Below are 13275 nucleotides of genomic sequence, written 5' to 3' on the forward strand. Positions count from 1 at the left end.
GACGGACCCGCGCAACCGCACCGACCGGTTACAGCGACTTCACGGCGCCGAGCACCTTGGCCAGCGAGTCCTTCGCGTCGCCGAACAGCAGCGTGGTCTGCGGCTCGTAGAGCAGCTCGTTCTCGATGCCGGCGAAGCCGGGGCGCATCGACCGCTTGAGGAACACGACCTGGCGTGCGTCCTCCACCTCGAGGATCGGCATGCCGTAGATGGGCGACCCCGGCGTCGACTTCGCCGCGGGGTTCACGACGTCGTTCGCACCCACGACGAGCGCGACATCCGCTGTCTTGAACTCGGGGTTGACCTCGCCCATCTCCTTCAGCGACTCGTACGGCACGTTCGCCTCGGCGAGCAGCACGTTCATGTGGCCCGGCATGCGCCCGGCCACCGGGTGGATCGCGAACACGACCTCGATGCCGCGCGCCTCGAGCGCCGACTGCAGCTCGGCGACGGTGTGCTGTCCCTGGGCGACCGCAAGTCCGTAGCCGGGCACGATGACGACCTTCTGCGCGTAGCCGAGGAGCACCGCGACGTCCTCGGGGCTCGACGAGCGCACCGGCCGGTCGGATGTCGCGGTCGAGCCGGCCGTCGACCCGCCGCGGAACGCGCCGAAGAGGATGCCCGTGACGCTCCGGCCCATCGCCGACGCCATCGCGCGGGTCAGGATCGTTCCGGATGCCCCGACGAGCGTGCCCGCGACCACGAGCAGCACGTTGCCCAGCACGAGGCCCGAGGCGGCGACCGCGAGCCCCGTGAACGCGTTGAGCAACGAGATCACGATCGGCACGTCGGCGCCGCCCACCGGCAGCACGAGCAGCACGCCCGCCACGAGCCCGAGTGCGAGCAGCACGACCGCGAGCCACGCCCCGCCGGCGAGCACGATGGCGACGGATGCCGCGACCGCCGCCACGAGCGTCAGGCCCATCAGCACCGCCAGGCCCGTGAACACCACGGGCCTGGTCGTCATGAGCTCCTGCAGCTTCGCGAAGGTGACGAGCGACCCCGAGAACGAGATCGCGCCCACGAACATCGTGAACACGACCGCGACGCGCACCCACGGGTCCTCGGTGTGCCCGAGCTCGAGCAGCGCCACGAGCGCCGCCGCGCCGCCGCCGACGCCGTTGAAGAGGGCGACGAGTTGCGGCATCTGGGTCATCTGCACGCGGCGAGCCACGGGTGCGGCGATGGCCGAGCCGACCGCGATCGCCAAGAGGATCCACGGGATGTTCTCGAGCTTCGACGAGAGGAAGACCGTGACCACGGCGATGAGCGCACCGGCCGCGCCGATGAGGTTGCCCCGGCGCGCGGTCTTCGGCGAGCTCAGGCCCTTGAGCGCGAGGATGAAGCAGGCGGCGGCGACGAGGTAGAGGATGGCGGTCCAGGTGGGGGAGAGGAGCGTCATCGACCCGCCCCCTTCCGGTCCGTGGCGGACGACTCGGCGGGAGCCGGCTTCGGCTTCCGGCCCCGGAACATCTCGAGCATGCGATCGGTGACGACGAACCCGCCGACCAGGTTGGCGGTGGCGAGCACGACCGCGACGAGCGCGAGGGTGAGCGTCCCGCCGTCGCCCGCCTGGCCGGCGACGATGATCGCGCCGACGAGGATGATGCCGTGGATCGCGTTCGCGCCCGACATGAGCGGGGTGTGCAGGGTGCTCGACACCTTCGAGACCACCTCGAAGCCCACGAAGACCGCGAGCACGGTGATGGTGAGCAGGGCGACGCCGTCCATCAGCGCGTTCCTTCCTGTGCGTCGGGGCCGTGAGTGGCATCCGTCGGGCCGGTCTCGTTGAGTGCCGCTTCCGCGGCGATCGCCTCCGCCGTCGGCGGATGCCGCACCTCGCCGTCATGGGTGAGGCAGGCGTCCATCACCACCACGTCGCCGAAGTCGGGCTCCACCGATCCGTCGTGGGTCATGAGCGCGAGCAGGTTGGCGACGTTCTTCGCGTAGAGGCGGGAGGCGTCTGCCGGCATGGTCGACGCGGCATCCTGCATGCCGACCACGGTCACCGTGCCGCCGTCGGCGGTCGGCACCGCGACATCCGCGCCGGGCACGGAACCCTCGACGTTGCCGCCGGACTCCGCCGCGAGGTCGACGACGACCGAGCCGGGCCGCATCGCCCGCACCATGTCGGCTGTGACGAGCAATGGAGCCGGCCGGCCCGGGATCGCGGCCGTCGTGATGAGCACGTCGGCGTCGGCGACGTGCGGCGCCAGCAGTTGGCGCTGGCGTGCGGCGCGATCCGCGCCGAGCTCCTTCGCGTAGCCGCCGCCCGCATCGGCCGCGTCGAGGTCGAGGTGGATGAACGTGCCCCCCATCGACTGCACCTCGTCGGCGGATGCCGCGCGCACGTCGTTCGCCGAGACCCGCGCGCCGAGGCGCTTCGCGGTGCCGATGGCCTGCAGCCCCGCGACGCCCGCGCCGAGCACGAGCACCCTCGCGGGCGGGATCGTGCCCGCCGCCGTCATGAAGAGGGGGAAGAATCGGGGGAGCCGCATCGCCGCCTCGAGCACGCACCGGTAGCCGGCGACGAGCGCCTGGCTGGTGAGTGCGTCCATCGACTGGGCACGCGAGATGCGTGGCACGAGTTCGAGGGCGAACGCCGTGACACCTGCGTCACGCAGCGCCCGCACGGTCGGCAACTCGGTCGACGGTGATGCGAGCCCGACCGTGATGGCGCCGCGGCGCAGTCGCGGCGGCGTCTCGGGGTCGAGCGGCCGCACGTGCAGCAGCACGTCGAGGTCGCCGAGCTCGAGCGCGTCGACGACGGCCGCGCCGGCCGCCTCGTACGCGGCATCCGAGTGACCGGATGCCGCGCCTGCGCCGTGCTCGACGAGCACCTCCAGCCCGAGGCCGGCCAGCTGGCGCACGGTCTCGGGGGTGGCGGCGACCCTCCGCTCGCCGCTTCGTCGCTCTCTCGCGATGCCGACCCTCACGGGCCCTCCTCTCACACGGGAGTGCAGCGGAGCCGTCGTCGTGGGGGGAGCCCTGTACGGCGGCGCTGCTGCACGTGTCGTTCAGCGTACGTGCCGGCGCGGCATCCGCTGCGTGATTCGGTCGATTCAGGGCGGAAAGATCGCGTGTTCTTTCACTCCGCGGAACTGCCGCGCGCAGCGTCGCCCGTCGCGCGGGCCCGGAACGGCACGGAGGCGGCGAGCGCGAAGGTGAGCACCGACCCGGCGCCCAGCGCGGCCGTGAGCGCGCCGCGAGGCGTCGCCAGCGACAGGCGGCGCCCGCCGACCGACGGCACGCTCGCCGCGGCGCCGGCCGCGACGGCGGCGGCGAGGACGCCGGTCGCCACCCTGGTCCAGACCGGACCGCGTCCTGCCACCGCGTACCCGCCACCGATGGCGGCGAGCGCGACCGCACCGGCGCCGCTGCCCTCGCCGGTCTTGCGGAGGGTCGCAAGCGCCCCGGGCTTCGTGAGGGGCAGGACCCCGAGTGCCATCGGCGCCGCGGCGATGGCCCGCCGGTACGGGAGCTCGTCGCCGGCGAGCCGACGATGCTCGGCCCACCCGAACAGCGCACCGACGGCCGCGGCGGGTGCGAGGATCGTGCCGAACGTGCCGTACCAGGTCACCGCGGACTCCTTGCCCGCCAGCGCGGACATGTAGCCGCGGAATCCGGCGGCCCACGTGAGCCCCGCGAGTCCTCCGACGGCTGCCGCGGCGCCGGCGCGCATCATCCCTGCTCTCGGCTCGTCGGGGCCGCTGTCGACGGCGGTCGATTCGCTCTGCGTGACATCCATGCCGACGCACCCCCATGTTCCGGCGAGCGGGCTCAGGCGGCAGTGGCCGGTGTCGAGGTAGGGCGTCGAGCGGTCGGCTGGCCGGAACTCACTTCATCAGGTTCACCTGTCTGTTGAGGTAATTCTTACTACTGATGGACGACGGACAACAGCGCAATTGGCGACGCAGCATCCGTCGACCCGACCGCCGGGGTGTCGAACTCGGCACGACGGATCCGACCCACTGGTGACACCACCGAGGAGGAACCATGATGGGAACGATGAGCACCACGCCGGAGCGCACCGGAGCCGCACCCCTCGACGTCTCGTTCGACGCAGTGCTGGAGCGTAGCCCGGCGCAGGGCGGCTGGACCTACGTGATCTGGCCGCGGTCGGTCGAGTTCTTCGGCACGCGAGGACTCGTGAAGGTGGAGGGCACGGTCGACGGGGTCCCGTTCCAGGGCTCCTTCATGGCGCTCGGCGATGGGCGCCACAAGCTGGCGGTCACCGCGAAGGCGCGCCGAGCCATCGGCAAGGAGGAGGGCGCGTCGGTGCACGTCCATCTCACCGCTCGACGCGGCTGAGCACGCGGCTACCGGGTTCTGAACGACGACGGCCCGGGCGAGGCACCTCGCCCGGGCCGTCGCAGCGCCGCGCTACATCATGGACTGCAACAGCTGCTGGGCCCGCGCGTTGTCGCTCGTCGCGAGCACGACGCGGTTCCTGCTGGCCATGTAGCCGAGCGTGATGTTGATCCCGGCGTCGGCGACAGCGCGCGCCATCGCGCCGAACTGCCCCGGCTTGTCGACGTCGGTCTCGGACATCGGCGGACTGACGATCACGTCGGTTTCGCCTTCGACCTTGATGCCGGCGCCGTCGAGCGCGGCCCGGGCGCCTGCGACATCCTCCACGAGCACGTGGACGATGCCCTTCCCCGCGTCGACCACCGCGCAGAGCCCCTCGATGTTGACGCCCGCGTTGCCGAGCGCCTCGCCCAACCGCGCCCCTTCGCCGGGCTTGTCCTCGAGGGTGACCAAGAGATCCTTCGCCATGAGGCCCCTCCCTTCCTCGGTCGTCTCAGGTCTACGCCGGCGACGGCGCGGCGTCAAACCCCGTTGTCAACCCGCGCTCCTCGATCTCGGGGGAGAGGCCGACGATTCGGTGGGGTCGATCGAATCGTCGGATCGTCCAGCTTCACCGTGGCTCGGTGCATTCCCGCCGTTCGAGGGCGGGAGTTGGGTAGGGAAGGTCCGGCGCTCGACGCACCGCACGACGACGAAGTCAGGAGTGACAGATGAACTTACGACGAACCTCGGCGGCGGCACTCGCCACCGCACTCGCCCTCGCGGGCGGCTTGCTCGCAACACCCGTCGCGGCGGCGGCCGCTCCGGCGACGGGGATCCAGCCGGCCTCGGTGTCCGACCCCTCGCTGAGTCCCACTCCGTACCAGGGATGGAACACCTACTACGGACTCGGCGGGGACTTCACGGCCGACGAGGTGCTCGATGTGGCCGACTTCCTGGTCTCGTCGGGCCTGGCCGACGCCGGATACGACATCGTCTGGCTCGACGGCGGATGGCAGGCCGCCGAGCCGCGCGGCGCCGACGGCATCCTCCGCGGCGATCCGGCCCGATTCCCCGACGGCATGGGCGCACTCGCCGACGCCATCCACGCAAAGGGGCTCCGCGCCGGGATCTACACCGACGCGGGCCCGTACATCCCGGGAAGCTGCGGGCTGGGCAGCCACGGCCACTACCAGACCGACGCTGACACCTTCGCCGCCTGGGGCTATGACGCCGTCAAGGTCGACTTCCTCTGCGGCATCACGGCCGACCTCGACCCGAAGACCGTGTTCACGGAGTTCGCGGAAGCGCTCAGGAACAACAGCTCCGGCCGTCCGATGATCTTCAACCTCTGCAATCCGGTCACGTCGCCCGACTGGGGGAACTACCCCGAGGAGCAGCAGTCGACCTACTCCTGGAGCTACGCGCCCGGTATCGCGGAATCCTGGCGAACCTACACGGATGCCGGCTTCGTCGGCCTCATGAAGTACCGGGACGTGCTGCGCAACTTCGACGCGAACGCCCTGCATCCCGAGGCCGCCGGCCCCGGGCACTGGAACGATCCCGATTACGTCGGGCCCGAGCTTGGCATGAGCGACGAGGAGTTCCGCACGCAGATGTCGCTCTGGTCGATCGCGGCCGCACCGCTCGTGATCGCAAGCGACCCCCGCGCACTGAGCGAGGCGTCGATGGCCGCCCTGCTCGACGACGACGTGCTCGACATCAACCAGGACGAGCTCGGTGTGCAGGGCACGAGGGTCGGCGCGGCCGGCGTCACCGAGACCTGGGCGAAGCCCCTGGCCGACGGCTCCGTGGCCGTCGCCCTCCTCAACCGCGGCGACGCAGCCGCCGAGGTCGCGACCACCGCGGCGGACCTCGGTCTCGACGGGTCCCGTTTCCGGGTCGTCGACGCGTGGACTGACGAGACGACCGAGACGACGGGCGCGGTCAGGGCCGCCGTCGCCGCACACGGCACTGCGCTCGTGCGCGTCTCACCGGCCGATGCCCGACCCGAGGCACCTCGGGTCACCGTGTCGGCCCCGCTGGTCACGGCGGTGGACGGGGTGGAGGTCGAGCCGACCGGCAGCATCCTCACCACGGCCGGAAGCACGCTGGAGCTCGAGACCACCGTTCGGAACGACGGGGGCACCCCGGTGCGTCAGCCCGCGTTCGAGATCGACGCTCCCGACGGCTGGGAGGTCCGGTCGGCCGGCGCGGTTCCCAAGGTCGTGGCATCCGGCGGCACCGCCACGGTGCGGCACGAGCTCGTGCTCGTCGGCGACGCCGAGGCGACTTCCCATGAGGTGTCGGCCACCGTCGCGTTCGCCTCGATCGCCGGCGAACGGGCTGCCACCTCGGCGCCCCTCGTGGTCACCATCGCCCCCGCCCCGCCGTCTGGCGACGACGTGGTGCTCCCGCACCACCCGTGGGTGAGTGCGACGAGCGGGTGGATGACACCGGCGATCGACGAGAGCGTCGGCGGCGGAAACCCGATCAAGCTCGCCGGGACGACCTACGCCACCGGGCTCGGCGTCGCCAGCCCGTCGGACATCCGCTACTACCTCGGCGGAGCATGTCGGGTGCTCGACGGGTTCGTCGGCATCGACGACGTCGTCGACAACGTCGGCCCGGAGGGCGGCACGGCCACCTTCTCGGTCATCGCCGACGGCGTGACGGTCTGGGAGAGCGGGACGGTGGCACGCGGCGTGGCCGTTCCGTTCACCGCCGACGTCGTCGGGGCGCGCGAACTCGTGCTCCACGTGGGCGATGCAGGCGACGGCGGGTACAACGACCGTGCGGACTGGGCCGGTCTCGAGATCGACTGCTGACCCACGCGCCATCAGCCCGCTGGGGCTCCGCTGATGCGGATGCCCCAGCGGGTTCGCCATCGCCCCCGCGGCGCGAGCCACTTCAGGTCGGTGCCGCTGTTGAACGCGTCGGGCGGCGCGGTCATCGGTTCGATCGCGATCGCCCGGCCGTCGGGTGCTCCGGGGAACGCGTCGGTGACCCAGACCTGCACCCATCGGAAGTCGGGATCCGCCCAGAGCACCGTCGCGCGTCCGTTCGCGGCGGACAGGCGATGCTCGACCCGGCCGCCCGATGCGCCGAAGCACGTGTAGGCCGCGTGGCGGACGACCTCCGCCACCGAAGTGCCCCGGCGGAGGTCGTAGGGGGTTCGATCGACGCGGAAGCGACGCACGGGCAGGTGACTACGGTCGTCGAGCTCGAGCGCCTCGCCCGCTGGGACCTCCAGTCGCAGCCCGGCCAGGGGTTCATCGCCGAGGCGGAGGTACGGATGGGCACCGATCGCAACGGGGGCCGCACGATCCCCGAGGTTCTCCAGTTCGTGCATCACCGCCAGCCCACCCGCCACGAGTTCGTACCGCACCGACGTCGCCAGCCGGAACGGGTAGCCCGGCTCGTCGGCGATCCCGGCGGAGAGCACGACCCACCGCGGGCCACGGCTCGCCACCTCGTACCGGCGGCGCATGAGCAGCCCGTGGAGGGCATGACCGAGCTCAGGCTCCGTGACGCGCAGTCGCTGCGCGTCGCCGTCGAGCACCCAGGTGGCGCGGGCGACGCGGTTCGGCCACGGCACGAGCACGGCTCCCGCCGAGAGCTCCGGATGCCGCCCGTCGGACGGCTGCACGAGGTCGACGCCTCCCGACCGCAAACGCAGCAGGCTCGCCGCGAACGGGGAGATCGTCGCCACCACCGGGCCGCCGCCGAACTCGGCGGCGAGCTCGATCATCGCACCGCGACCACGCGGAGCAGGACGGAGCGATCCACGTCGAGCGACGGGGCCTCCAGGCCGACGGTCCGCAGCACGCGTCCGGGGAGGCGGATCCCATCCGAGATCCACGGTGACTGCGGGCCGTGGAGCTCCTCGCCGCCGGGCGTGACGACCTGAACGTCGTATGTGGTGCCGTCGTCGAGGCCGGGGAGCCCCAGACGCCCGAGCGGCCACGTGCGCGGGCGCTCGACGAGGCTGAGCGCGTACAGCGCCTCCGAGCGGTCCTGCGCGACGACGCCTTCGAGGCGCGCGGCCGGTTCGGGGAGATCGGCGTGCACCACCACCCCGTGATGCAGGAGCTCGCGATGCGCCCGGTGGAACGCGACCCAGCGTGCGATGCGCGCCCGCTCCGCGTCGTCGGCCTCGAGCAGGTTCACCTCGATCCCGAGGTGCCCCCAGATCGCCTTCTCGGCCCGGTAGTCGAGCGGATGCGAGCGGTGCGTCGTGTGCGACGCCTCGGCGCCGATGTGGGTGCCCTGGCGCTCGGGCGGCACGAGCAGGCCGGTCCAGCGCTGGATCTCCAGGCGTTCGTGCGGGTCGTTGCAGTCGCTCGGCCACACGCGATCGGCGCGTTCGAGCACGCCGAGGTCGATCCGGCCGCCGCCGCTCGCGCACGATTCGATCTCGAGCCATGGATGCCGCGTGCGGAGCTCGTCCATGAGCCGGTAGACCTGCTCGGTCTGGCGCCGTACCCCGGGTTTCCCGTCGGGGAAGTGGCCGGCGTCGAGGAGGTACCGGTTGTGATCCCACTTCACGTAATCGATGTGCAGGGCATCGATGAGCGCCGACATCCGCGCGAGCACGTGCTCGTACGCCCCCGGATGACCGATGTCGAGCACGTGCTGGTGCCGGGACGGGAGGCCGGGGCCGTGGCCGGCGTCGAACAGCCAGTCGGGATGCGCACGGGCCAGGGCCGAGTCGAGGTTGATCATCTCTGGCTCGAACCACAGGCCGAAGTCCATGCCGAGTTCCCGCACGCGCGCGACGAGCGGTCCGAGCCCGTCGGGCCAGATGTCCTCGTCGACGTCCCAGTCGCCGAGGGACGTGGTGTCGTCGCGCCGCCCGGAGAACCACCCGTCGTCGACGACGAAGCGCTCGGCGCCCACCTCGGCGCCGAGCTCGGCCAGTGCGGTGAGCTTGGCGACGTCGTGCCGGAAGTAGACCGCCTCCCAGGTGTTCAGGATGACCGGTCGTGGGCCGAGCGGTCGAGTCGACCTGAGGTGCCGATGGAAGCGGGCGGCGAGCTCGTCCAGGCCGTCGCCCCAGGAGCCGACCTGCCAGGGCGTGCGGTACGACCCGTCGCGTGCGAGCACCACCTCGTCGGCGAGCAACAACTCGCCGGCCACGAGGTGCCGGGTGTCGGCGGGAGTCCGCTCGGCCGCCAGCACCTGGTTGCCGCTCCATGCGAGGTGCGTCGCCCATACGCGGCCGGCTCGGAATCCGAAGCCCGACGCGCCGGCGGCGAGCAGCATCGTGTGCTCGAGTCCGGGCTTGCCGCCGCGGGATGCGCGCACCCACTCGCCGACGTGGAAAGGGTGCCGCTGCGGCACGCGCTCGAGGGACCAGCGTCCCGTGAGGTCGAGGAGCTCCACGGCCTCGTGCGGGACGGGGAGGGAGAGCTCGATCCCGCCGAGCCGGAACGGCGCGTCGTCGCGATTGACGAGCTCTGCGCGCTGGCGGACCAGTCCGCTCGCCCGCAGCAACTGGAGCTCCAGCACGAGTTCGAGGCGGAAGGCATCGTCGACGGCGTCCACGCGCAGCACGGGGCCGGCGGGATCGTCGTCGATCCGGTGGCCGACCGCCGTGAACTGCGACGCCCATCGTCGACCCCCGCTGTCGCCGACGAGCCCCGGTCGGCCAAGCCACCCCTCTGCGAGCTGCGGGAGCACGGGGACCGGCTGGGGGTAGGTCACCCGGCTGTCCCCGATCGCAGGCAGTGCCGTCTCGACGATCACCCTGAGCGTCTCGGACGAGAGGTCGCCGAGATCCTCGCCCCAGTGCAGGATGCGGGGCAGGCGGCCGTCGCCGAGCGCCACGACGACGCTCGTGCCGCCCGCCCGCAGATGCTCGGCCGGCGATCCCGGGCCGGTCACTTCACCGCCCCGAGTGCGAGTCCGCCCACGAAGCTGCGCTGGAAGATGAGGAACACGATGGTCGACGGTATCGCGGCGATGACGGTGGCGGCGGCGATGACGGACCAGGACGACACGTACTGGCCCTGCAGCGAGAGCACTGCGGCCGTGATCGGCAGCTTCGACGAGGTCTGCAGCAGGGTGATCGACCAGAGCAGGTCGTTGAAGATCCACGTGAACGACAGCGCGCCGAGTGCGGCGAGCGCCGGACGCGTGAGCGGGAGCACGACCTGCAGGAAGATCCGGACCGGTCCGGCGCCGTCGAGGGTCGCCGCCTCCTGCAGCTCGTGCGGGATCGACCGCATGAAGCCGTAGAGCACGAACGTGTAGAACCCGATGCCGAACGCCGTCTGCACGAGGATCAGCGCGAAGAGCGTGTCGTAGATCCCCAGCTGCTGGGTGATCCGCGTCACCGGGATGAGCAGCATCTGCACGGGCAGGAGGTTGCCGGCGAGCATCAGCAGGAGGATCGTCCGGCGGAACGGGATGCGGAACCGACTGAGCCCGAACGCGACGATCGCCGACAGCGCGAGGGTGAGGATCACCGCAGGGATCGTGACGATCATGCTGTTCACGGTCGCCTGGAACATCCCGCCCTGGTTCCAGGCCTGCACGTACGTGTCGAGCGTGAAGCTCTGCGGAGCGCTGGCGATCCCGTTCGCGCTCACGTCGTCGAACGTGCGGAACGACGTCACGACGATGAGCAGGATGGGCGCGAACCACGCGAGCGAGATCAGGATCGACGCGCCGTGGAAGCCGGCGGTCGCCGCGGTGCGCCGCAGGCTGCGCCGCCGCCTGGTCGGCCGCGGCTCGGGTGCCGTCGGCACGGCGACGTCGCCGCGGGGAAACGTGAGGGTGGTCATGACTCCTTCTCCTCAGAGAGCGCCCGCACGAGGTACGAGACGATGACCGCGATGGCCAGCAGGAAGATGACGACGGCGATCGCCGAGGCGTAGCCGAGTGCGCGGGACTCGAACGCCGTCGAGAACATGTAGGTGCTGAGCAGTTCCGTCGAGTGGAACGGTCCGCCGCGCGTCATCGCCCACACGATGTCGAACGATCGGAGGGAGTCGATGATGATGACGCTGAGCACCACCAGGTTCACGCTGCGCAGCTGGGGGAAGGTGACGAGGCGGAAGCGCTGCCAGCGCGTCGCGCCGTCGACCCGTGCCGCCTCCATCACCGACGGGTCGAGCCCCTTGAGCCCGGCGATGAAGAGCACCATCACGTAGCCGATCTCTCGCCACAGGGCCGCCACGATGACCGCGTAGAGGGCGGTGTCGGGGTCTCCCAGCCAGACCCGGGTCAGGTCGCCGAGGCCCACGGACTGGAGGAACGTGTTGAGCACGCCGCTCGGCTGGAAGAACGCCGTCCAGATGAGCGCGGTGACCACGAGGGAGAAGACGATCGGGAGGAACAGGGCGGTCCGGTACACGCCGACGCCGCGGCGCTCCGACTGGAACAGGAGCGCGACGCCGAGTCCCGCGACGAACGAGATCCCGCCGAAGAGCACGATCCAGATGGCGGTGTTCCTGATCGCGGTGAGGAAGATCGGGTCGCTCATGAGGTCGACGTAATTGCCGATCCCCACCGGCTCGGCCGGGGCGATGCCGTTCCATCGGAGGAACGAGAGGCCGACGCCCTGGATCGCGGGCCAGAAGACGCCCACCGCCTCGATGAGGAACGGGATCAGCACGAAGGCGAACACGATCGGCGGCGGAACCTTCGCCCGCCGCCGATCGCGTGGCAGTGCGGTGATGGTCACGAACCCGCCCGGACCCGCTCCGCCGCCGCCTGCCACTCCTCGAGGATGGCGTCGATGTTCTCCGGCTGCGCGATGAACTGGGTGAGCGCGGCATCCGCCGGCCCCTGCAGGGCGTCACCGGCATCCCGGTTGAAGAACTGCGTCACCTGCGCGGCGGACTCGAGCATCTCCTTGCCCTGCGACGCGAGCTCGTCGAGGGTCTGCTCGGCCTCGGGGTTCGCGGCGAGCGCCGTGCCCTGCTGTCCCTTCATGAGCATGGACTGCGCCTCTGCGCTCGCGACGTACTCGAGGAACCGCTTGGCGAGCTGCGGCCGCGTCGACTTGACGCTCGCGATGAATCCGTCGGTCGGGGCCTCCTCGGCGACCGGCACATCGGGATCGATGATCGGGAACTGGAAGAAGGCGAGATCGTCGCGACGATCCTCCGGCACCGACGGCTGGGCCCAGGCACCGAGGAGGTACATCGCCGACTTGCCCTGGGCGAAATCGCTCATCGCCTGGTTGTGCGACGTGCCGAGCACGGCCGGATCGAAGAAGGGGAGGACCTTCGCGAACTCGTCGAAGACCGCGCGCACCTCAGGGCTGTCGAACGACTCGTCACCCGAGAGGAGGTCGAGGTGGTAGTCGCCGCCGTTGATGCGCAGGTCGAGGTAGTCGAACCACGCCGAGGCGAGCCAGGCGTTGTCGCTGAGCCCCATCGTGAGGGGGTTCACGCCCTGCGACTTGATCTGGTCGCAGGCGGCGAGGAACTCGTCCCACGTGGTGGGCGGCTCGATGCCGAGCTTCTCGAAATCGCTCTTGAAGTAGTACACGCCCCACCAGTAGTAGCCGGTGGGCACGAACACCTCGGTGCCGTCCTCGGTCTGGCTCAGCTCGCGCAGGGCGGGCGAGAAGTCGCCCATCCCACTCTCCCAGACGTCGCTCAGGTCGAGCAGCAGGTCCTGCTCGGCGAAGTCGCGGGTGGCCTGCCCCGCGTACCAGGTGTACACGTCGGGCGGGGTGGCCGAGGTGAGGTACGTCGGCAGCTGTGCGTTGAACGTCGACGTGGGGATGCTGTTCAGTTCCACCTCGCCCTCGCCGAGCTCGTTGAAGCCGGCGACGAGCTGTTCCATCCCGCCCTTCTCGGCGTCGGTGAATCGCGACTGCAGGACGAGCGGGCCTGACTCGTCCTCGCCGACTGCCGGGCCCGCGGCCGTGCCGCCGGTCGCCACGCAGCCGGCCAGCAGTGCGGACGCGGCGATCGAGACGCCGAGTGCGGCGAGACGCCGCCGTGGCATGTGGGTCATCTTCGACTC

At 71.1% G+C, this 13275-nt stretch carries 12 protein-coding genes; 2 read left to right on the plus strand and 10 right to left on the minus strand.

Annotated elements, in window-relative coordinates; translation table 11 throughout:
- Window positions 1–28 precede the first annotated feature (28 nt).
- From ASG80_RS00660 to ASG80_RS00675, 4 genes are all read right to left on the minus strand, one after another.
- Entirely contained in the window at window positions 29–1402 is a 1374-nt protein-coding gene (locus ASG80_RS00660; RefSeq protein WP_056727462.1) for an NAD(P)(+) transhydrogenase (Re/Si-specific) subunit beta, read from the minus strand.
- Window positions 1399–1731, minus strand: coding sequence for an NAD(P) transhydrogenase subunit alpha (locus ASG80_RS00665; protein ID WP_056727465.1), 333 nt, complete (start codon window positions 1729–1731; stop codon window positions 1399–1401). Before ASG80_RS00665 ends, ASG80_RS00660 begins: the two co-directional genes overlap by 4 nt.
- Window positions 1731–2936 carry a Re/Si-specific NAD(P)(+) transhydrogenase subunit alpha gene (locus ASG80_RS00670; RefSeq protein WP_056727469.1) on the minus strand — a complete coding sequence of 402 codons (1206 nt, stop codon included), beginning with the start codon at window positions 2934–2936 and terminating at the stop codon, window positions 1731–1733. The genes ASG80_RS00665 and ASG80_RS00670 overlap by 1 nt, the downstream gene beginning before the upstream one ends.
- Window positions 2937–3088: 152 nt before the next feature.
- Window positions 3089–3748, minus strand: a complete 660-nt coding sequence (locus tag ASG80_RS00675) for a hypothetical protein (protein ID WP_056727473.1) — start codon at window positions 3746–3748, stop codon at window positions 3089–3091.
- A gap of 260 nt (window positions 3749–4008) precedes the next feature.
- On the opposite strand from ASG80_RS00675, the gene ASG80_RS00680 reads away from it, so the two are divergent.
- Window positions 4009–4311: a DUF1905 domain-containing protein gene (locus tag ASG80_RS00680; protein WP_056728406.1), complete on the plus strand. Its 303-nt coding sequence runs from the start codon at window positions 4009–4011 to the stop codon at window positions 4309–4311.
- 72 nt (window positions 4312–4383) lie between these two features.
- Here the strand turns inward: ASG80_RS00680 and ASG80_RS00685 are convergent, their stop codons facing one another.
- A complete protein-coding gene (locus ASG80_RS00685; RefSeq protein ID WP_056727476.1) occupies window positions 4384–4779 on the minus strand; it encodes a hypothetical protein in 396 nt (131 codons plus the stop codon).
- A 242-nt stretch (window positions 4780–5021) separates the two neighbouring features.
- On the opposite strand from ASG80_RS00685, the gene ASG80_RS00690 reads away from it, so the two are divergent.
- On the plus strand, window positions 5022–7118 hold the full coding sequence (locus ASG80_RS00690; RefSeq protein ID WP_056727478.1) for an NPCBM/NEW2 domain-containing protein: 2097 nt from the start codon (window positions 5022–5024) through the stop codon (window positions 7116–7118).
- A gap of 11 nt (window positions 7119–7129) precedes the next feature.
- On the opposite strand, the gene ASG80_RS00695 is transcribed toward ASG80_RS00690, so the two are convergent.
- From ASG80_RS00695 to ASG80_RS00715, 5 genes are read right to left on the minus strand one after another with little or no spacing between them, the layout of a single operon-like run.
- Entirely contained in the window at window positions 7130–8041 is a 912-nt protein-coding gene (locus tag ASG80_RS00695; protein ID WP_056727480.1) for a hypothetical protein, read from the minus strand.
- Complete coding sequence (locus ASG80_RS00700) at window positions 8038–10176, minus strand: alpha-galactosidase (protein WP_056727482.1); 2139 nt, start codon at window positions 10174–10176, stop codon at window positions 8038–8040. Before ASG80_RS00700 ends, ASG80_RS00695 begins: the two co-directional genes overlap by 4 nt.
- Window positions 10173–11078, minus strand: coding sequence for a carbohydrate ABC transporter permease (locus ASG80_RS00705; RefSeq protein WP_082589619.1), 906 nt, complete (start codon window positions 11076–11078; stop codon window positions 10173–10175). Before ASG80_RS00705 ends, ASG80_RS00700 begins: the two co-directional genes overlap by 4 nt.
- Window positions 11075–11980 (minus strand): carbohydrate ABC transporter permease, encoded by a 906-nt coding sequence (locus ASG80_RS00710; protein ID WP_056728410.1) that lies wholly within the window; start codon window positions 11978–11980, stop codon window positions 11075–11077. Before ASG80_RS00710 ends, ASG80_RS00705 begins: the two co-directional genes overlap by 4 nt.
- The gene (locus tag ASG80_RS00715; protein WP_082589700.1) at window positions 11977–13266 is read right to left on the minus strand and encodes an ABC transporter substrate-binding protein; all 1290 of its coding nucleotides are present in this window, start codon (window positions 13264–13266) and stop codon (window positions 11977–11979) included. Before ASG80_RS00715 ends, ASG80_RS00710 begins: the two co-directional genes overlap by 4 nt.
- Window positions 13267–13275 lie beyond the last annotated feature (9 nt).

The sequence above is a fragment of the Agromyces sp. Soil535 genome (assembly GCF_001428255.1).
Lineage (GTDB): Bacteria > Actinomycetota > Actinomycetes > Actinomycetales > Microbacteriaceae > Agromyces.